This is a genomic window from Streptomyces seoulensis, from assembly GCF_004328625.1.
GTDB classification, from domain to species: domain Bacteria; phylum Actinomycetota; class Actinomycetes; order Streptomycetales; family Streptomycetaceae; genus Streptomyces; species Streptomyces seoulensis.
Genome location: NZ_CP032229.1, coordinates 5733055 through 5751467, shown reverse-complemented (window position 1 = coordinate 5751467; position 18413 = coordinate 5733055). Strand labels below are relative to the sequence as shown.

The 18413-nt window shown below is 72.1% G+C and carries 26 protein-coding genes; 10 read left to right on the top strand and 16 right to left on the bottom strand.

Annotated elements, in window-relative coordinates:
• Window positions 1-15: 15 nt before the first annotated feature.
• Both D0Z67_RS26570 and D0Z67_RS26565 read left to right on the top strand, forming a co-directional pair.
• Window positions 16-531 carry an isoprenylcysteine carboxyl methyltransferase family protein gene (locus D0Z67_RS26570; protein ID WP_031182192.1) on the top strand — a complete coding sequence of 172 codons (516 nt, stop codon included), beginning with the start codon at window positions 16-18 and terminating at the stop codon, window positions 529-531.
• Window positions 528-1541 (top strand): NAD(P)/FAD-dependent oxidoreductase, encoded by a 1014-nt coding sequence (locus D0Z67_RS26565; protein WP_031182191.1) that lies wholly within the window; start codon window positions 528-530, stop codon window positions 1539-1541. The genes D0Z67_RS26570 and D0Z67_RS26565 overlap by 4 nt, the downstream gene beginning before the upstream one ends.
• 10 nt (window positions 1542-1551) lie before the next feature.
• Here the strand turns inward: D0Z67_RS26565 and D0Z67_RS29795 are convergent, their stop codons facing one another.
• Window positions 1552-1713: a hypothetical protein gene (locus D0Z67_RS29795; protein WP_165507362.1), complete on the bottom strand. Its 162-nt coding sequence runs from the start codon at window positions 1711-1713 to the stop codon at window positions 1552-1554.
• A gap of 195 nt (window positions 1714-1908) precedes the next feature.
• Between D0Z67_RS29795 and D0Z67_RS26560 the strand changes: the two genes are divergently transcribed.
• On the top strand, window positions 1909-2730 hold the full coding sequence (locus tag D0Z67_RS26560; RefSeq protein ID WP_031182190.1) for an SDR family NAD(P)-dependent oxidoreductase: 822 nt from the start codon (window positions 1909-1911) through the stop codon (window positions 2728-2730).
• 36 nt (window positions 2731-2766) lie between these two features.
• The gene (locus tag D0Z67_RS26555; RefSeq protein WP_031182189.1) at window positions 2767-3864 is read left to right on the top strand and encodes a glutamate--cysteine ligase 2; all 1098 of its coding nucleotides are present in this window, start codon (window positions 2767-2769) and stop codon (window positions 3862-3864) included.
• A 117-nt stretch (window positions 3865-3981) separates the two neighbouring features.
• Here the strand turns inward: D0Z67_RS26555 and D0Z67_RS29790 are convergent, their stop codons facing one another.
• From D0Z67_RS29790 to D0Z67_RS26495, 12 genes are all read right to left on the bottom strand, one after another.
• Window positions 3982-4392 (bottom strand): hypothetical protein, encoded by a 411-nt coding sequence (locus D0Z67_RS29790; RefSeq protein WP_031182188.1) that lies wholly within the window; start codon window positions 4390-4392, stop codon window positions 3982-3984.
• Window positions 4393-4439: 47 nt separating this feature from the next.
• Window positions 4440-4742 carry a gas vesicle protein K gene (locus D0Z67_RS26545; protein ID WP_037775421.1) on the bottom strand — a complete coding sequence of 101 codons (303 nt, stop codon included), beginning with the start codon at window positions 4740-4742 and terminating at the stop codon, window positions 4440-4442.
• A gap of 12 nt (window positions 4743-4754) precedes the next feature.
• Window positions 4755-4988: a gas vesicle protein gene (locus D0Z67_RS26540; RefSeq protein WP_031182186.1), complete on the bottom strand. Its 234-nt coding sequence runs from the start codon at window positions 4986-4988 to the stop codon at window positions 4755-4757.
• 2 nt (window positions 4989-4990) lie between these two features.
• A complete protein-coding gene (locus D0Z67_RS26535; protein WP_234312823.1) occupies window positions 4991-5767 on the bottom strand; it encodes a GvpL/GvpF family gas vesicle protein in 777 nt (258 codons plus the stop codon).
• On the bottom strand, window positions 5760-6194 hold the full coding sequence (locus D0Z67_RS26530; RefSeq protein WP_031182184.1) for a gas vesicle protein: 435 nt from the start codon (window positions 6192-6194) through the stop codon (window positions 5760-5762). The genes D0Z67_RS26535 and D0Z67_RS26530 overlap by 8 nt, the downstream gene beginning before the upstream one ends.
• Window positions 6195-6227: 33 nt before the next feature.
• Window positions 6228-7424: an SRPBCC family protein gene (locus D0Z67_RS26525; RefSeq protein ID WP_031182183.1), complete on the bottom strand. Its 1197-nt coding sequence runs from the start codon at window positions 7422-7424 to the stop codon at window positions 6228-6230.
• On the bottom strand, window positions 7417-7959 hold the full coding sequence (locus D0Z67_RS26520) for a hypothetical protein (protein WP_031182182.1): 543 nt from the start codon (window positions 7957-7959) through the stop codon (window positions 7417-7419). The genes D0Z67_RS26525 and D0Z67_RS26520 overlap by 8 nt, the downstream gene beginning before the upstream one ends.
• A gap of 46 nt (window positions 7960-8005) precedes the next feature.
• A complete protein-coding gene (locus D0Z67_RS26515) occupies window positions 8006-8263 on the bottom strand; it encodes a gas vesicle protein GvpG (RefSeq protein WP_031182181.1) in 258 nt (85 codons plus the stop codon).
• Between the two features lie 38 nt (window positions 8264-8301).
• Window positions 8302-9015, bottom strand: a complete 714-nt coding sequence (locus D0Z67_RS26510; protein WP_031182180.1) for a GvpL/GvpF family gas vesicle protein — start codon at window positions 9013-9015, stop codon at window positions 8302-8304.
• 3 nt (window positions 9016-9018) lie between these two features.
• Entirely contained in the window at window positions 9019-9474 is a 456-nt protein-coding gene (locus D0Z67_RS26505; protein ID WP_031182179.1) for a gas vesicle structural protein GvpA, read from the bottom strand.
• 67 nt (window positions 9475-9541) lie between these two features.
• Window positions 9542-9850: a gas vesicle protein GvpO gene (locus D0Z67_RS26500; protein WP_031182178.1), complete on the bottom strand. Its 309-nt coding sequence runs from the start codon at window positions 9848-9850 to the stop codon at window positions 9542-9544.
• A gap of 136 nt (window positions 9851-9986) precedes the next feature.
• On the bottom strand, window positions 9987-10580 hold the full coding sequence (locus D0Z67_RS26495) for a TetR/AcrR family transcriptional regulator (protein WP_031182177.1): 594 nt from the start codon (window positions 10578-10580) through the stop codon (window positions 9987-9989).
• Between the two features lie 54 nt (window positions 10581-10634).
• Here D0Z67_RS26495 and D0Z67_RS26490 point away from each other — a divergent pair, with 54 nt between their 5' ends.
• On the top strand, window positions 10635-11198 hold the full coding sequence (locus D0Z67_RS26490; protein ID WP_031182176.1) for a GNAT family N-acetyltransferase: 564 nt from the start codon (window positions 10635-10637) through the stop codon (window positions 11196-11198).
• Window positions 11199-11210: 12 nt separating this feature from the next.
• On the top strand, window positions 11211-11693 hold the full coding sequence (locus tag D0Z67_RS26485; RefSeq protein WP_031182175.1) for a YbaK/EbsC family protein: 483 nt from the start codon (window positions 11211-11213) through the stop codon (window positions 11691-11693).
• A gap of 33 nt (window positions 11694-11726) precedes the next feature.
• On the opposite strand, the gene D0Z67_RS26480 is transcribed toward D0Z67_RS26485, so the two are convergent.
• On the bottom strand, window positions 11727-12068 hold the full coding sequence (locus D0Z67_RS26480; protein ID WP_031182174.1) for an STAS domain-containing protein: 342 nt from the start codon (window positions 12066-12068) through the stop codon (window positions 11727-11729).
• Between the two features lie 239 nt (window positions 12069-12307).
• Between D0Z67_RS26480 and D0Z67_RS26475 the strand changes: the two genes are divergently transcribed.
• Window positions 12308-13498: an LmeA family phospholipid-binding protein gene (locus D0Z67_RS26475; RefSeq protein WP_078873428.1), complete on the top strand. Its 1191-nt coding sequence runs from the start codon at window positions 12308-12310 to the stop codon at window positions 13496-13498.
• A 1-nt stretch (window position 13499) separates the two neighbouring features.
• On the opposite strand, the gene D0Z67_RS26470 is transcribed toward D0Z67_RS26475, so the two are convergent.
• Window positions 13500-14282: a TetR/AcrR family transcriptional regulator gene (locus D0Z67_RS26470; protein WP_031182172.1), complete on the bottom strand. Its 783-nt coding sequence runs from the start codon at window positions 14280-14282 to the stop codon at window positions 13500-13502.
• A 252-nt stretch (window positions 14283-14534) separates the two neighbouring features.
• Between D0Z67_RS26470 and D0Z67_RS26465 the strand changes: the two genes are divergently transcribed.
• From D0Z67_RS26465 to D0Z67_RS26455, 3 genes are all read left to right on the top strand, one after another.
• On the top strand, window positions 14535-16247 hold the full coding sequence (locus D0Z67_RS26465; RefSeq protein WP_031182171.1) for an MFS transporter: 1713 nt from the start codon (window positions 14535-14537) through the stop codon (window positions 16245-16247).
• A 69-nt stretch (window positions 16248-16316) separates the two neighbouring features.
• Window positions 16317-17453 (top strand): aminotransferase class V-fold PLP-dependent enzyme, encoded by a 1137-nt coding sequence (locus tag D0Z67_RS26460; RefSeq protein WP_031182170.1) that lies wholly within the window; start codon window positions 16317-16319, stop codon window positions 17451-17453.
• Between the two features lie 45 nt (window positions 17454-17498).
• On the top strand, window positions 17499-18008 hold the full coding sequence (locus D0Z67_RS26455; RefSeq protein ID WP_031182169.1) for an SRPBCC family protein: 510 nt from the start codon (window positions 17499-17501) through the stop codon (window positions 18006-18008).
• A gap of 4 nt (window positions 18009-18012) precedes the next feature.
• Here D0Z67_RS26455 and D0Z67_RS26450 read toward each other — a convergent pair whose 3' ends face one another.
• Entirely contained in the window at window positions 18013-18258 is a 246-nt protein-coding gene (locus D0Z67_RS26450) for a DUF6479 family protein (protein ID WP_031182168.1), read from the bottom strand.
• Window positions 18259-18413 lie beyond the last annotated feature (155 nt).

Below are 18413 nucleotides of genomic sequence, written 5' to 3'. Positions count from 1 at the left end.
CCGACAGGAGGACACATGATCTGGTACGCGCTGCTGGTGGCCGCCGTCGCGGGTGAGCGGGTCGCCGAACTCGTCGTGGCCCGCCGCAACGAGCGGTGGAGCAGGGCCCGTCGGGCGATCGTCATGGGCGACGGTCACTATCCGGCGATGGTCGCGCTGCACACGGGTCTGCTGGTCGGCTGCCCGCTCGAAGTGTGGCTCGGCGGGCGGCCGTTCGTGCCCGCGCTGGGCTGGCCGATGCTGGCCGTGCTGGTGGGCGCGCAGGCGTTGCGGTGGTGGTGCATCGGCACGCTCGGGCCGCGCTGGAACACCCGGGTGATCGTCGTACCGGGGCTGCCGCTGGTGGCGCGGGGGCCGTACCGGCTGCTGCGGCACCCGAACTACGTGGCCGTGGTGGCCGAGGGTGTGGCGTTGCCGCTGGTGCACACCGCCTGGGTGACCGCCGTCGCCTTCACGGTGCTGAACGCCGCCGTGCTGACCGTGCGCGTCCGCTGCGAGAACCAGGCGCTGGCCGCGGCGGTCGTGGCGTGATCGACGTCCTGGTGGCCGGCGGCGGCCCGGCCGGTCTCGCGGCGGCCGTGCACGCCCGGCTGGCCGGGCTGACCGCCGTGGTGGTCGAGCCGCGCACCGCGCCCGTGGACAAGGCGTGCGGCGAGGGCGTCATGCCCGGCGGGGTCGCCGCGCTCCGGGCGCTCGGCGTGACACCCGCGGGCCGGGAGCTGCGCGGCATCCGCTACGTGGACGGCGTCCGCCGCGCCGAAGCCCCCTTCCGCGACCGGCCGGGGCTGGGCGTCCGCCGTACGACCCTGCACCAGGCCCTGCACGAGCGCGCCCTCGGCCTCGGTGTCCGGATCGCGCCCGGCAAGGTCGGCGAGGTGCGCCAATCGCGGGACAGCGTCACCGCCGCCGGGATCACGGCCCGCTGGCTGATCGCCGCCGACGGCCTGCACTCCCCCGTCCGTCGCCGCCTCGGTCTGGAACTGCCCGGCGGCACGCGCGGCCGGTACGGACTGCGCCGCCACTACGGCGTGCCCCCGTGGACGGACTTCGTGGAGGTCCACTGGTCGGGCCAGGGCGAGGCGTACGTGACCCCGGTCGCCGACGGCCTGGTGGGGGTGGCGGTGCTGAGCCGGGTCCGGCGGGGATACGACGAGCACCTGGCCGGTTTCCCGGCCCTCACCGCCGCGCTGCGCGGAGCCCCCGCCACCGAGGTGCGCGGTGCCGGGCCGCTGCTCCAGCGGGTGCGGCGCCGGGTCGCGGGCCGGGTGCTGCTCGTCGGCGACGCGGCCGGCTACGTGGACGCGCTCACCGGCGAGGGCATCGCGCTCGCGCTGGCGACGGCCGAGGCCGCCGTACGGTGTCTCGCGGCCGGGCGGCCGGAGCGGTACGAGCGGGAGTGGACGTTGGTCACGCGCCGCCACCGCCTGCTGACCAGGGCATTGCTGGCGGCGAGCAGCCGTCCGGGCACCGCCCGGCTCATCGTGCCGGTGGCGTCCCGGATGCCGCCGGTGTTCGCGGCGGCGGTGCACGCGCTTCGCTAGCGGGGGTCGGCTACGCGTCGTCCTCCGGCAGCCGTTCGCCCTCGGCCTGCGAGGGGGTGGTGCGCGACACGTCGCGGTGGACGGCGCGGCGGGGACCGCCCGGGGTCTCCGGGTCCGGTTCCCGCTCGCCCTCCGCCTGGGACGGGTCCGGCGTCGGGGTCTGCTCGCTCATGTCCGGCCTCCTTCGGTACCTGGGTGGCCACCCCCGACTGCGAGTCCCCCTGCCGGGACCACGGAAACCCGGTCGATCCGGGCCGCCGGCCGCGCGGCCGTTCAGGACCGGCCGATATGGGAACTGCGGGAGGTACACGCGGCGCGCCCCGCACCGGCCCTTCACAGCGGAACTCGTACAGGAAGAGACCCGGCCATGAACGATCTGAAGCCTCTCGCCCTGGTCACGGGCGCTTCCAGCGGTATCGGGTTCGAGCTGGCCAAGCAGCTGGGCGAGCGCGGGTACGACCTCATCGTCAACGCCGAGAACGACACCCGGCTGCGGCAGGCGGCCCAGGACATCCGGGCGGAGACCGGCGCGTCGGTGGAACCGGTCCGGGCCGACCTGCGCCACTACGACCAGGCGGAGGAGCTGTGGACGGCGGTCACGGCGACGGGCCGCCCCCTCGACGTGGCGGTGCTCAACGCGGGGGTGGGCCAGGGCGGGCCCTTCGCGGAGACCGACCTGGAGGACGAGCTGGAGATCGTCGACCTCAATGTGCGCTCGACCGTGCACCTGGCCAAGCGGGTGGTGCGCGAGATGGTCTCCCGTGGCCGGGGCCGCATCCTCGTCACCTCGTCCATCGCCTCCACCATGCCCGGCACCTTCCAGGCGGTGTACAACGCGTCGAAGTCGTTCGTGCAGTCCTTCACCCAGGCGTTGCGGAGCGAGCTGAAGGACACCGGCGTCACCCTGACCGCGCTGATGCCCGGCCCCACCGAGACCGAGTTCTTCCACCGGGCCGACATGGACGACACGCAGGTCGGCCGGCAGGAGAAGGACGATCCGGCCGAGGTCGCGCGGGAGGGACTGGACGCCCTTTTCGAGGGCAAGGACAAGGTAGTCGCGGGGTCCGCCATGACGAAGGCCCAGGGAATGGCCGCCAAGGTGGTCCCCGACAAGCTCAAGGCCGAGGCCCATCGCAGGATGGCGGAGCCCGGCTCGGGCGAAGACCGACCGATCGGACGCGAGGGATGAGGCCGGTCCCCGGACCGGGCAGGGAGGACGGGCCGGGTGCGCAGCGTGGGAGTGGAGGAGGAACTCCTCCTCGTGGACGCGGAGAGCGGCGAGCCGCAGGCCGTCGCGGCGGCGGTGCTGGCGCAGGCCGGCCATGCCGTCCGCAGTGACGGAGAGCAGGTCTTCGAGCCCGAACTACAGCGCCAGCAGGTGGAGTTCGCCACCGCCCCGCAGACCCGCGCCGACGAACTGGCCGCCGAGATCCGCCGGTGCCGCGCCGAGGCGGGGCGGCTCGCCGGACGCACGGGAGCGGCGGTCGCCGCCCTCGGCACCTCTCCCCTGCCGGTCAGCCCGGCCCTGACTCCCGACTCGCGCTACCGCTGGATGGCCGAGCGCTTCGGACTGACCCTGTCGGACCAGCTCACCTGCGGGTGTCATGTACACGTTTCGGTGGACTCCGACGAGGAGGGCGTGGCGGTACTGGACCGGATGCGCCCCTGGCTGCCCGTCCTGCTCGCACTGAGTGCCAACTCCCCGTTCTGGCAGGGCCAGGACAGCTCCTACAGCAGCTACCGCAGCCAGATGTGGGGCCGGTGGCCCTCGGCCGGACCGACGGACGTCTTCGGCTCCGCCGACCGGTACCACGAGCAGGTACGGGACATGGTCGGCACCGGGGTGCTGCGGGACTCGGGGATGATCTACTTCGACGCCCGGCTCTCGGCCCAGTACCCCACGGTCGAGGTCCGGGTCGCCGACGTCTGTCTGGACCCGGACACCACGGTCTTGCTGGCCCTGCTGTGCCGCGCCCTGGTGGAGACGTCGGCCCGCCGGTGGCAGGCGGGCGAACCTCCGGCCCGGCTCGGCACCTCCCTGGTCCGGCTCGCCGCCTGGCAGGCCGCCCGCTTCGGCCTGGCGGAGCATCTGCTGCACCCCCTGACCATGCGTCCGGCCCCGGCGGAGACGGTGGTGCGCGCCCTGTTCGACCACGTGCGCGACGCCCTGGAGGACCACGGCGACGCCAAGGCCGTCCAGGACACCCTCGCGGGCCTGCTGAAGCACGGCAACGGCGCGATGGTGCAGCGCGCGATCCTGGCCCGTACGGACAGCCTCCGCGCGGTGGTCACCGAGTGCGTACGCCGTACCGGCGAGGAATGACCGCGCCGCGCCGCCGCTGACGGGGCGGCAGTTCCCGGACGCACGAGCACCTCCCGCGCGTCGGTGGACGCGGGGGAGGTCGCCGTGGGTGGTGCTGTTCTCGCGGAGCGAGTGTGCTCAGATCCGGCCCTTGGCCAGCCGGGTGAGCGGGCCCATCTGCGGCTTCGCCGTCGAGCGGCCTATCGCGAAGGCCGCTCCGGCGACGCCCGCCACACCGGCCGCGGCCGCGGCGGCGGCGGCCTTGCGGTGCTTGATGACCGTCCACGCGGCACCGGCGGCGCCGACAGCCTTGGCGGTGTTGGCGGCGACGACCTGCTGACCGGTCTGCAGACCGGCGACGGCCGCGCGGCTCACGCGCTGGGTGGTGTCACCGACCGACTGAGCGGTGGAGACCGTCGACTTCTTGGCCTCCTGTGCCTGCTCCTTGGCGTTGCCGGCCGTCGCCCGCGCCGAGGAGGTGCGGGAGGAAGCGGCCTTCTTGGCGCTCGCCGTGGTGGTGCTCCTGGTGTTCTTTTTGTCGTCAGTCATAGTGCCCTACTGTCCTTTCCCCCGGCGGCAAAACAGGTTTTCTGAATTCACAGGTCTCGGGGAAGCAACGATCCCAACGGGCCGAGATCCAGATTGAGTTCGTCCATTGTCAAGTTGTATCGCCCACATAGTTCTTCCATGCGTTCCTGGAGAATCATCAGCGTCATACCGATGCGTTCTTCCTGGTCGTCGTCGAGATCTCCCTGGTCCACCCGGTGAATGGCGGTGCGCTCCATGAGCTGGCGCAGCAATTCGACAATGGTGAGCACCAGCTTCATCAGATCCCGTTCCACCGTGTCGGGGTCCGTCTTCAGATGGGCGGCCAGCGCGTTCGGGGGTGTCTCGGGCATCGTCGGCACTCCTCAGTACTCCTCGGTGCGGGCGCGCGGCGGGATGATGGCCGGCCCCGGCGCGTCCGCCGTGATGGAACGAATGACCGCGCGCAGGCTGATGTGCACCAGGTCGACGTCGGCGATGCTCAGCACGATGTCGCCGGTGAGCACCGCCCCGCCGTTCAGCAGCCGGTCCAGCAGGTCGATCAGGGCGACGGGCGCCTGGGCGGCCGGCTCGGCGCCCCGGCCGTTCACGGGCCGCATGCTCAACTCGAGACCCCGCCCGCGAAGGAGTACGGCGCCCAGGGCCCGGTCACCTCGATGGTGACCCCGGGGACGTCCGAGGCGACCGCGCCCAGCTCGGCACGGAATCGCTCCACGTCCTGCCGGGGCACGAGATACGCCTCGTTGGACACGTTCTCGCCCCGCCCGCCCGACCATTCGCCCTGCTGGGGGCGGTGGACGGCACGGGCGGAGGCGAGCGCCGAGGCCACTTCGGCCGCCCGCTCGGCACTCTCGCGGGCGGCGCCGTAGGTGTCCTGGGCGCGCCGGCGTTCGGCGCGGCGGCGCTGCAGGTAGGCGCGGCCGGGGCTCGCGTCCGCCGGCTCGGGCCCCCCGGCGGGCGCGGCGGCCTTGGGCTCGGCGTACACCTTCAGCCCGAGTTCGACATGGCCGTCCAGGGTGCGCAGCAGCTCCTCGAAGTAGGGGTGCTGCTCGTCGAGCATCGCCGCCACCCGCGCCCGGTCGTGGTAGACCGTGGCCAGGCGCATCGGGAGGACCGTGGCGGTGGCGAAGGCGGCGTCCACCACGGCGTGGTGGGCCCGCGCGATCGCCTCCAGCCGTTCCAGGTCCTCCAGCTGACGGGGGAGGTGCTCCTCGGCGAACCGGTCGGCGGGGACGGTGGACACCAGGGCGGTGAGCCCCCGTCCGCCGCCGACCGTGCGTACGGTGCCGCCGTCCACCCCGGTCACCGGGGCCGTCCCGTCCAGGACCAGGTCCCCGAGGCCGACGGCGTACACGTACTCCATCTCCGTTTCACTCACGGCCGGTCTCCCGTTCCGCGGGCTCCGGCCGGGCGTCGCCGTCGGCCGTATGGCCGGCGGGCAGCTCGGCGGCGGCCCGCAGCCGGGCGATCTCGGCCCGCAGCCGCTCGTTCTCCTCGCTCAGCGCCGGGTCGGGCGCGGCGGGAGCGGTGGCGGCGGGATGCGCGCGGGAGGAGAGCGAGGGATCGTGCTCCCACCAGTCGATGCCCATTTCCTTCGCCTTGTCGACGGATGCGACGAGCAGGCGGAGTTTGATGGTCAGCAACTCGATGTCGAGCAGATTGATCTTGATGTCCCCCGCGATCACAATTCCCTTGTCGAGGACCCTCTCCAGAATATCGGCGAGATTGGCGCCGTTTCCCTGCCCCGCATAGGACGGCGCGGTGCGCGGAGGGGCCGGCATGCGACCGGCGAGTGAATCGGACACGTTCTCAACCCTGTCTTTCGGCTGGTTCCCGGATCAGGCCCTGGCGTCGGCGGTGCGCCGGCGCCGGGAGGACCGGGGAGCCTTCTCCTCGTCCGCCTCGGGCTCTTCCTCGGCCTCGTCGTAGGACTCCTCGTCCTCCGGCGCGTCGGCCTCGGCCTCGTACTCCTCGGCGTCCTCGGACTCGATGTCCTCGTCGGCCTCGTCGGCCTCGTCGAGGTACTCCTCCTCGCCGTCCTCGACGGGCTCCTCGTCCTCGTCGCCGGCCTCGTCGGTCAGCTCGTCGTCCTCGAGCTCGTCCTCGTCGGCGTCGGCGTCGGCCTCGTCGGTGGGCTCGCCCTCGGCGCCCTCATCCTCGGCGCGCGGCTCGTCCTGCTCCTCCTCGGCCTGTTCCGCCTCTTCCTGCTCGATGGCGTCCTCATGGGTGACGACCACGTCGCCGTCGCGGATCTCACCGCGCCAGCCGTCGGTCGCCTCGCCGCGCATCATGATGAACTTGCGGTAGAGCTTGAGGTCGAGCCGGGCCCGGCGGCCCTGGGCGCGCCAGATGTTGCCCGTCTTCTCGAACAGCCCCTTGGGGAAGTACTCGAGGACCAGCAGCACCTTGGTGAGGTTGCCGGTGATCTCGTGGAAGGTGACGACACCCTTGACGGTGCCCTTGGCGCCCTCGGTGGTCCAGGTGATCCGCTCGTCCGGCACCTGCTCGGTGACGTTCGCCTTCCAGCTGCGGGTGGACTTGGCGACCTTCACCTTCCAGTTGCTGGTGGTGTCGTCCGCCTTCTCCACGCTCACCACGCCCTTGGCGAAGGTGGAGAACTCCTGGAACTGGGTCCACTGGTCGTACGCCTCGCGCACCGGCACGCCGACTTCGATGTCCTCGACGATGGTGACGCTCTTGGACTTGCCGCCGCCGGACTTGCGCCCCTTGCCGAACAGACCCTTGACCTTGTCCTTCACGGTGTCCTTCAGATGGGAGACGCCCGCCGACATGGCCGCCTGCGCCGGTGACTTGCCGTCGGCGAGCGCCTGGCCGCCCTTGGCGAGGCTCTTGAGCGGGCCGCCCTCGCCCGGCGTGCCGAGCTTGGTGACGCTCTCGCCGAGCTTGTGACCGAGCGAGCTGACGGTGTGCTCGGCGCGGGCCCGCAGATAGTTGCCCAGCGCCTCCTTCAGACGGTCGGTCGACTCGTTGTGGACGACCTCGTCCTTGGCCCTGCTCAGCGCGGAATCAGCCATTGCCGTTACCGCCGCTCTTGCGCGTGGCGGAGGAGGCCCGCTTCTTGGCGGCTCCGCCGGCGCGGGAGGCGCCCGAACGGGAGGAGGAGGCGGCCGACTTCGCGGCACCTGTGCTCTTGCGGGCGGCCGTGGTCTTGCGGCGCGTGCCCTGGGAGGCGGAGGAACGCTGCTGCTTCGCGGGCTTCTCCTCCTCCTCGCCCTCCTCGTCGTCGGCCTCGTCGTTCTGCGAGCCGTCGAGGGCCTTGGTGCGCTGGGAGATGGAGTCGGCGAGCGAGTCGGCGAGACCGGTGGCGCGCTTGGTCAGCGCCTCGGTGGCCGCGGCCTTCGTGGTCTCCACCAGCTCCTTGCGGACCTGGGCGTTGAGACCGGCGAGGGCGGGCGACTCGGCGAGCAGCGTGCCGATGCGGCGCGGGTCGAGGTCGAGCTTCTTGCCGGCCAGGAACATGCCCAGGCCGATGGCCATCTTGGCCTTCTTGGTCCGGCCCAGTACGTATCCGCCCACCAGGGCGGCGGCTATCTTGACGTTCTTCGTCATTCGTTGAGCACCTCAGTCTCTGCGGGTCGTCGATCGCGCGGTCTGGTCAGCGACTTCCTCCGTTCCCTCGCCGGTGGGCGTCGATCTCGTCCAGCCTGTCGAGCAGTTCGTCCTCACGGCGGTCGTACTCCTCTTCGGAGATCTGGCCGCTGGTCAACGCCCTTTCGAGTTCGGCCAGTTCGCGCCGTACGGGTTCCGGGTCGTAGTACTCCTCCTCCGCGGCGGTCAGCACCTGGTCGATGACCCAGAGCGATCCGCGCACGGGGGCGAGGGGAAAGGTCACGATGCCGGTGACGAGTCCCATGTCCGCGCTCCCTTCCGTCGTCGGCCGGGCGGGGGTGGTCAGACGAAGCTGTACGGCGGCAGCGGCCCGGTGAGGGTGAAGGTGTAGGCGTCACCGCGCTGGTCCGACTCGCGCTCCACGGCCTGGACGAAGTCCTCCACGCCGTCCTCGGGGACGAGGAAGGAGACGTTCAGGAAGTGCGTCGAGCTGGGCTCGCCCGCCGAGAGACGGGTCGCCGCGGGCGAGAGCCGCTGGGAGAGGTCCTCGGCCTCGGCGCTGCCGCGGGCGCCCACCTCGTGGGAGATCAGCTCACCGAGCGCCACCCGCTCGTCGTGCGCGCCGGGCTGGTCCCGCGTGCGCTCGCGCAGCTCGCGGACCTGGTCCGACTCGGCCACGATCTCGCGCAGCAGGTCGTCCTCGTCGCGGGAGACCTTGAGGTGGTACTCGACGTGGCCGTCCAGCTCGCCGAGGCGGGCGCGGTAGCGGTCGCCCTCGGCGTCCAGCGCGCTCGCCACCTGCTCGTCGTCGGGGGCGAGCAGGCCGAAGCGCATGGGGAGGGTGGCGCCGTCGCCCATCAGGACCTCCAGCACCCGCTGGTGGGCCTGCACATCGCGGCGCTTGGCCCGCAGGCCCTCCGGCGCGTCACTGACGACGGCCGTGAGGTCGCCGGTGCGGACGGTGCGCAGCGGTGCCGGGGTCTCGCCGACGCCGAAGACCTCTTCCAGGTGCAGCGGGTGGTCGGCTCCGGTGATGCCGTAGACATAGGTGGGCACGGATTACTCCCCGCGGTTCTGGCTGGACTGCCGGCTGGACGTGGACTTGCGCGGCGCGCGCTTGCGGGGCTGCGGCTCCTTCTCCTCGTCGGAGTCGTCGCGCTTGCTCCCGAGCGACTCGGTGAACGCCTCGACGGCTCCGGTCAGTGCTCCTTTCGACTTCCCCTTCGCCCCGCTCTCCATGGTGTCGCCGACGATGTCGGTGAGCTGGGCCGGCGCCTTGCGGCCGGCCTCCAGGTCGAGGCGGTTGCACGCCTCGGCGAAGCGCAGGTAGGTGTCGACGCTGGCGACCACCACCCGGACGTCGATCTTGAGTATCTCGATGCCGACGAGGGAGACGCGCACGAACGCGTCGATCACGAGGCCACGGTCCAGGATGAGTTCGAGGACGTCGTAGAGGTTGCCTCCGCCGCCGCCGCTTCCGCCGGACTGGGTGCTGGACTGCTGTACGAGTGCCATGCTGACTTCTTTCCGTCGATCCGTTCAGGGCGCCGCGCGGCTCGATCCGCTGCGGTCGCCCGCTGATTCAGCGGCGGTCGATCTGACCCCGGGCGTAACGGCGTACGCGCTCGTAGGCCATGAGCCGTCCCTGCTTGTCGAGTTCGACGCGGTAGGACGCCATGACACTCATCGTGTCCGGCACCTTCTCGATCTCCAGGACCTCGACGTCCGCCATCCAGCCGTCGTCGGTGGCCTTCACGGCCGAGACCGCGCTCACCTCGCGCCCGAGGAGTCCGGCGAGCTGTGCGCTTGCCTGCCGCATCACGCTCGGCAGGTCCATGCGCTCGTCCGAGTCCTGACCGCTCTTGTCGCTCTTGCTGTCTGTTCTGTCCACGATCCCCTCCCCTGAACGGGAGTCTTCGAGGAGGTCCTTCACCTGTCCTCTACGCCTTCCGCTTCGGTTGCCCGTGGGTCTCGCACATATGCGTGAGCGATCGAATCGAACGGCGGTACTAGTCGAGGGGGCTGGTTCAGGACGCGGCGAGAGACGCCAGGAAGGCGTCCAGCAGGGCGACTTGGGTGTCCTCGGGGAATCGGGTGGGATCGAAAAGAGCCTGCACGACAAGGCCGTGGGTGAACGCGACGGCGGTGGCCGCGAGTTGCGCCGGGTCGACGTGTGCGGGGAGTTCACCCAGCTCGCGGGCGGCTTCCAGATGCGGGTGCAGCGAGGAGCGCAGCCGGGCGTAACGGTCCGCCTGCGCGCCGGCCAGCCCGTCGTCGGCCAGCGACAGGTCCCAGGAACTCACCCAGACCCGGTTGCGGGCGGTGTCCCCCGGCGTCAACGGCAGGATGTCGAGCAGCATCGCCCGTACGGTGGGCAGGCCCGGCGCGGGGTGCTCGCGGCGCGGGCGGCCGGCGGTCCGGGTCTCCAGCAGGTCCAGGGCGTGCGTGATCAGGGCACGCTTCGCCGGGAAGTAATGCGTCAGCATCCCGGTCGAGACCCCCATCGCGGCGGCGACCGCCCGCAGGGTCAGCCCGCCGAACCCCTTCTCCGCGAGCACCTGCCACACGGCCCGGCTCACGTCCTCACGGCGGGCGTCATGGTCTCCGGGCGCGGGCGGCATGCTGCTACCTTACGTACCGAACGCTTGTTACGTACCTAGGGATCGAGGGCGCCCGTGTTCACTCTGCCGCTCGGCGACCGTGCCCGGCTCCGCCCGCTGGAGCCCTGGCAGGCACCGGAGTTCCTGGCCCACATCGAGCGGGCCCGGCCCACCGTGGACCCCTGGATACCCTGGGCGTCCCTCAGCACCGACCTCGCCTCGGCCACCGCGACCCTCCAGCGGTACGCCGACCGGCAGGCCGAGGACAGCGGCCGGATCTACGGGATCTGGCTGGACGGCACCCTGGTCGGCGGTGTCATGTTCACCCGCTTCGACAAGGACGCGGGCACCTGCGAGATCGGCTGCTGGCTGGAGGCGGCCGGCGAGGGCCACGGTCTGGTGACGCGGGCGTGCCGGCTGCTGATCGACTGGGCCTTCGCGGAGCGCGGGATGAGCCGTGTGGAATGGTGGGCCGCGGCGGGCAACACCCGCAGCATCGCGGCGGCGCGCCGGCTCGGCATGACCCACGAGGGCACCCTGCGCCGCCGCTACCCCCACCGGGGCGTACGGCAGGACAGCGAGGTCTGGTCGGTCCTCGCCGAGGAGTGGCCGGCCCCTGACGGCACCGACGATACGTGACCGGAGGTCACCGTGCACGAACGCGTACTGCGGGTCAGCGAGGCCCTGCGGGAACTCGGCAGCGAGGCCGAGGTGGTCGAACTCCCCGACCCGGCGCCCACCGCGGCCACGGCGGCGGCCCAGGTCGGCTGTCCGGTGGGCGCGATCGCCAACAGCCTGGTCTTCTCCGTCGACGGCGCCCCGCTGCTGGTGCTCACCAGCGGTGCCCACCGCGTGGACACCCGTCGCCTCGCCGACCTGCTGTGCGTGGCCCGCAAGCGCGTCCGGCGCGCGGACCCGGCCTTCGTCCTCACGGCCACCGGCCAGGAGGTGGGCGGCGTGGCCCCGGTGGGCCATCCGCAGCCGGTACGCACCCTGATCGACGCGACCCTCGCCGGGTACGAGCACCTCTGGGCGGGCGCCGGGATGCCGCACACGGTGTTCCGGACGACGTATCCGGAGCTGGTGCGGATCACCGGCGGGGAGCCGGCCGAGGTCGCGCAGGAGCCGGCGTAGGGCCCGTCCGGCCGTGCGGGCGCCGGGCGCGTCTCACTCCTCGATGACGGCCACCACGTCGAGTCCCGCGTTGCGCAGGATGCGCTGGACGGCCCGGCGGGGGCCGCGGATGGTGAGTTCGGCGGGTTCCGGGCGCAGGGTGGCTCCGCGCAGGAGGGCGTAGGCGCAGGCCAGGTCGATGCGGGTCACCTGGCTCATGTCGACGGTCCAGGCGGTGGCCGTGTGCAGCGGCGGGGCGCCCAGGACCTCCTCCAGATCGCGCAGGGCCTCGGCGCCGATGTCCCCGGCCAGGATCAGCTCGGGCAGCCGGACGTCGGTGGCGGAGACCGTCAGGACAGGCCCGAGGGGCGGCTCGAAGGGCGGTTCGGCTGCCATGGGGACCTCCTTCGCAGCCGGAGGCGGAACACTGCTCTGCCTCCATGGTCCCTCAGTCCACCGCCTCCGTGCCCGGTGGACGGCCGGATTCCTCGCACCGGCTCCGCACACACGGCCGCCACACGATCGGCGGCCCTTCTTCACCCGCGCCACGCGTCCCCGTCACCCGGGTGTGACAACCGTCGCGCCCGCGTGGCTGAACTTGCGTCCGACCTGCGGTGACGTGTTTGGGTTACGCGATGCGCTCCTCCACCCGCGTGGCGTCCCACCGCTCGACGAACGACCAGGACCACCCCGTACCCGACGGCCCGTCAGAGGGCTGGGCCGACCCCTGGGCGGACGGTGCCGGCCGGCCCTCGGGCCGCCGCGGACGCAAGCGCACCCGGCGGTTCAAGAACCTGCGCCGCCTGGTGAAGGCCGGGATCGCGGTCGCCGTCGCCCTGGCCTTCCTGGTGCTGGGCGACCGGTTCGCGGTGCTCTTCGCGGAGCGCAAGACCGAGGACCAGCTGCAGAAGTCGCTGCATCTGGAGGCGGCGCCGCAGGTGGAGATCGACGGCTTCCCGTTCCTGACCCAGGTGCTGGACAAGCGGATCGACACCGCGCACGTCACGGTCCCCGACCTCGCCGCCGACCGGGTGTCCCTGGCCCGGGTCCACGCCACGGCGCACGACGTACGGCTCGACGGGGAACTCCCCTCCCACCTCACGGGCGGCACCGTGCACTCCGTCGACGGCGACGTGCTGCTCTCCTTCGAGGACCTCGACCGTGAACTGGGCGCCTCTCAGGTCAGGTTCAGCAGGCTGGGCCACGACGCGATCAGGGCGGACGGGCAGCTGCCGATCGGCGGGCAGCGCCTCGGGCTGCACGCACAGGCGCGCATCGGACGGTCCGGCGACCGAGGGGTGGCGACCGACATCAGCCGTATGCGGCTCGACATCGGGGACGTGGCCGTCTTCCGGCCCGGCCGGAACGGCGGACTCCGGCTGACCCCGAAGGCGGCGCGCGCGGTGGCGGAACAGCGGGACAAGGTACGGGCGATGCTGGCCGTACCGGTGATCGCGGAGCGTGCCGGGATCGACCGGTCCCAGATCCGCGACGCCATGCGCAGCGAGTCGGCCCTGGAACGGCTCACCGGCACACCGGGGTTCGTGGGCAAGCTGATGAAGGTCAACCTGTTCGACGTGGTCGCCGACCAGCCGGACCTGCCGGAGAAGCTCGGCGTCGACCCCAAGCTGATGGGGGCGGTGCGGGGTGTCACCGAGCCGCAGCTCGCCGATCAGCTCAATCTGTCGTTCGAGCTGCCGAAGACGCCGGGGGACCTCCGTATCCAGCGGATCACGGTGGAGCGGGACGGTATCCGCGCCCGTCTCAGCGGCGGTTCGCTGCCGTTCGGCGACACCTCGAAGGCGCGGGCGGCGGGCGGACGCTGATTCAGGCGTCCGGCGCCTTGTCGGGGAGGTAGCTCGCCAGCCCCCGCAGGATGATCTCCAGGCCGATCTCGAACCGCTCGTCGGAGGAGTCGCTCACCATCACGTCGGCCAATGCGCGCAGGTGGGGGAAGTCCGCCTGGGGCAGCGAGGCGAAGTAGTTCTGCATCTCGCCCGCCATCTCGCGCCAGTCGGGGCGGGCCAGTGAGGAGTCGCCGCCGTCGGGCCGGGCGGCGGCCCGGTCCTGCCACATGCCCTCCTCCAGCACGAAGCCGTCGATGAAGGTGGAGATGAGGTCTCCGGCCTCGGCCGCGATCCGGTCCGGCAGTCCGGCCGTACGGAAGATGGCGAGCAACCCCTCGACGTGCGGGAGCAGTTCGGCCGTGAAGGGGACGTGGGCCATGGAGATCCGGGCGACGTCCCGGTGGGAGCGCAGGCGCTCGCGTCCGGCGCGCGCGTAGTCCCGGACCTGCTCGCTCCAGCGCCCGGGGTCGGGCTCGGGCATGGTGAAGCCGTCGAAGAGCCGGGTGTACATCAGCTCCAGCAGGTCGTCCTTGGAGCTGACGTAGGCGTAGAGCGCGGAGACGGTGACGCCCAGTTCGGCGGCCACCTGGCGCATGGAGAGCCCGTCGAGCCCCTGGCGGTCCAGCACGCGGAAGGCAGCCTCGACGATCCGCTCGCGCGACAGCGGGGTGCGCTGGGCCGTCGGCTGCGGGCGGGCGGGGCGCTCGCGTTCCCAGGGGGACGGCGGAGGGGGTGCGGGGTTGCCGGCGGCCGCGTCGCTCATGAGGACAGTCTAGGGCCGCCGGAGAACAGTGTTCACGGCTGGTGAGCGGTGTCCGTCCCCGAGCATTCGATCTCGGAGCAGTTGTCCACAGCAGTTTTCCACAGGGCGCACTCGCGGCCCCCAACGCGATATATCTTGTCCTCGCGACCTGCTTACGCTATATCTTAATGAACAGCGTTCTCCAAGTGAGCACTGTTCTGCTACGGTGAACAGTGTTCTCCGGCCTTGGGCCCTTTCCGCGAGGAGTTTTCGATGTCCACCACCGGTGTCGCGTCCGCCGAGACGCCCACTGACTCACCAGCGCCCTACCGGTGGCGCTGGGCTGCGCTCTTCGTGATCCTCGCGGCCGAGGTGATGGACCTCCTGGACGCCGTGGTCACGAACATCGCCGGCCCGTCCATGCGCGCCGACCTGGGCGGCGGCGCCTCCACCCTCCAGTGGCTCGCCGCCGCGTACACGCTCTCGATGGCCGTCGGCCTGGTCACCGGCGGCCGCCTCGGCGACATCCACGGCCGCCGCAACATGTTCCTGGTCGGCGCCGCCGGCTTCACCGTGGGCTCGCTGCTCTGCGCGGTCTCGGTGTCGCCCGCGATGCTGATCGGCGCCCGGGTCGTCCAGGGTCTCTTCGGCGCGGTGATGCTGCCGCAGGGCCTCGGCATGATCAAGGAGATGTTCCCGCCGAAGGAGTCGCAGAAGGCGTTCGGCATGTTCGGGCCGGTCATGGGCCTGTCCGCGGTCTCCGGGCCGATCCTGGCGGGCTGGCTCGTGGACGCCGACTACTTCGGCACCGGCTGGCGCATGATCTTCCTGATCAACCTGCCGCTGGGCGCCGCCGCCCTGCTGGGCGCCGTGCGCTACCTGCCGAAGACCCGTTCCGAGAGCAAGCCCCGCCTCGACATCCCCGGCATGCTCCTGGTCTCGCTGGCCGCGCTGCTCCTCATCTTCCCGCTGGTCCAGGGCCGTGAGTACGACTGGCCGGCGTGGACCTTCGTGATGATGGCCGCCTCCGTCGCCGTCTTCGCCGTCTTCGCGCTGTACGAGGCGCGGCGCAGCCGGGCCGGGCTGGACCCGCTGGTGGTCATCAGCCTGTTCCGCAAGCGCGGCTTCAGCGGCGGCATGATCCTCGGTCTGGTTTTCTTCTCGGCCATGCAGGGCTTCATGCTGGTGTTCAACCTGTACACCCAGATCGGTCTCGGCTATTCACCGCTGAAGGCCGGCCTGGTGATGGTGCCTTGGTCGGGCGGCATGATCGTCGGCTTCGGGCTCGCCCAGGCGGTCACCCGGTTCGGCCGTACCGTGCTCCAGGGCGGCGCGCTGGTCATGGCGCTCGGCGTGTTCGCGGTGTGGCTCACCCTGGACCTCGCGGGCAGCGGTGTCGGCCCCTGGCAGCTCCTGCCCTCGCTGCTGGTCACGGGCATCGGGATGGGCCTGCTGATGGCGCCCTTCTTCGACATCGTGCTGGCCAGCGTCGAGCAGCACGAGACGGGCTCGGCGTCCGGCACCATGACGGCGGTCCAGCAGCTCGGCGGCGCCTTCGGCGTGGCCATCCTCGGCACCGTCTTCTTCGGCCTGCTGGGCGGCGGCATCGCCACCGCCGTCGACCACCACTCCGACGGGCTGCGGCGGCAGCTGACCGCCGCGCACGTCGCGCCGGCCGCCCAGGACCGGGTCGTGGCGGACCTGCGGACCTGCGCCTCGGACCGCGCGGTCGCCAAGGACCCGGCCGCGACCCCGGCCTCCTGCGTCACGCTGGAGAAGGACACCCGTTCGGTCATCACCTCGCCGCAGGACGGCGCCCGGATACCGGCCGCGCTCCGGTCCACCGCCACCTCGGCCTTCAAGGGCGGCTTCGGCTCCGTGATGAAGACCGTGCTGTGGATCGTGGACGGGATGCTCGTCCTGACGTTCCTGCTCGCCTTCCTGCTGCCGCGCCGGGCGCGTGACGAGGAATCCGCCGGGCACTGAGCGGACGGACGGGCCGGGCATCCCCAGGTGGGGGTGCCCGGCCCGTGCCGTACCGGGGAGGATGGGCCCGTGCTCACTTCGTACGCAGCCCACTTCGACACACCGGCCGGGTATCTCGACTTCGCGCGGTTCGGGCCGCCGTCGCGGGACGCCGTGGACGCCACCGCGCGGGCCCTGGCGGAATCCGCCCGCGCCGACCACACCACGGTGGACGGACTGATGCGCGCGGAGGCGACCGCGCGGGACACCGCCGCCCGCCTCGCGGGTACCGACGCCCGGCACACCGTGCTGCTGCCGAACGCGTCCACCGGTCTCTTCCACGCGGCGCTCGGCATCCGGGAGGGCACGGTCCTCGTCCCCCGTACCGACTTCCCCGCCAACCACTACCCGTGGCGCCGCACCGCGGGGCTCGGCCGGGTCACGCCCCGCTGGCTCGACCCGGAGCCCGGCGGCGGGGTGACCCCGGAGCTGGTGCGGGCCGCGCTGACCGAGGACGTGGTGGCGCTGTCGGTGAGCGCGGTGGACTTCCGCACCGGGTTCCGGGCGGATCTGGCGGGACTGCGGGAGGCGATCGGGCCGGACCGGCTGCTGATCGTGGACGCCATCCAGGCGTTCGGCGCGGCTCAGTTGCCGTGGGACGCGGCGGACGTGGTGGTGGCCGGCGGCCAGAAGTGGCTGCGCGCCGGGTGGGCGACCGGCTTCGCCACGCTCTCCGACCGCGCGCTGGAGACCCTGGAACCCGTACTCACCGGCTGGACGGGCGTCGCGGACGTCGGCCTCTTCGACGGCGCGGAGCACCCGCCCGCACCCGACGCCGGGCGTTGGTCCGTCACCAATCTGAGCCCGGTGACGGCAGCCGCGTTCGCGGCCGCGCTGGACCTCGTCGAGCGGCACACCGTGGGCGCGATCGAGGGCGCGATCGCCGAGCGCGTGAGCGAACTGACCGAGGCCGTCCGGGAGTACGGCGGCCAGATCCTCTCCCCCGCCGACCCGGCCCGGCGCGCGGGCATCCTCTCCTTCGCCGTGCCCGGCCGCGACCCGGCGCTCGTGGCCAAGGCGCTGCACGCCGAGGGCGTCACCCCGACGGTGCGCGCCGACTCGCTGAGGTTCTCCCCGCACGCCTCGACCCCGCCGGAGGTGTGCGACCGGGTCGCGGCCGCGCTCTCTACGCTCGCGGACCGAACGGGCGAAGTGTCCGTGCCATGATTCCTACTCGGCAGTAGCTACATGTTCGCGGTAGGAGGCAGCGCAGTGGCCCGTGTGTTGAGTGTGAGCGACAGCATCGTCATCGACGTCCCGCCGGACGCCGCCTACCGGGCGGTGAGCGACCCCGCCGACATGGGCCGCTGGAGCCCGGAGAACCTGGGCACCGTCCCCGGCCCGGCGGCGGGCCCGGCCGGGGTGGGCACCAGCTTCGTCGGGCGGAACAAGCGCGGCCGCTTCCGCTGGGTGACCCGGTGCACGGTCACGGCGGCCGAGCCGGGCCGCCGCTTCGCCTTCCGGGTCCACGCGATCGGCGTGGGCCGCCCGCGTCTGCGCGGCCCGATCGCCACCTGGGAGTACCGCTTCGAGCCGGAAGGCGAGGGCACCAGGGTCACCGAGGTCTGGACCGACGACCGCCGCACCTGGCCCGACCTCGCGGCCGGCGTCTTCGACCGGATCGTCACCTCGGGCAGTACGTTCCCCGACTTCCAGGCCCGCAACATCCGCAGGACCCTGACCAACCTCAAGCGGGAGCTGGAGCGGCAGCACGCGGGGTGAGCCGTCAGTGGCGGTGGTGGGTGTGGTTCTCCGGGTTGTCATCCGGGGTCTGCCAGCCCACGCCCGACTGCTCCTGCGGGCCACGGCGGGCGTCGGCGCCGGGCGGCGGGGTCGACAGGCGGCGCGAGCGCGCCCGGCGGCTGCCCAGGAAGAACCCGCCCAGCAGGATCACGGCGACGATCACGCCCACGACCAGCAGCCAGAGCGCGCTCTTGCTGGACGCGGCGAGGAATTCAGCAGCGATGTTCATGCAGGGCGGTTACCCCCGCGCACGCGGAGAATCCCTCTTCACCGGCCCTGTCAGCCTCTTCCGCCCCCGCACTGCACCGAACGGAGCACCACCGCCGGGGCGGCCTGGACCGCAACCCCTGCACATGCCCTTCAAGTCGTGTGGATAACTTGGCA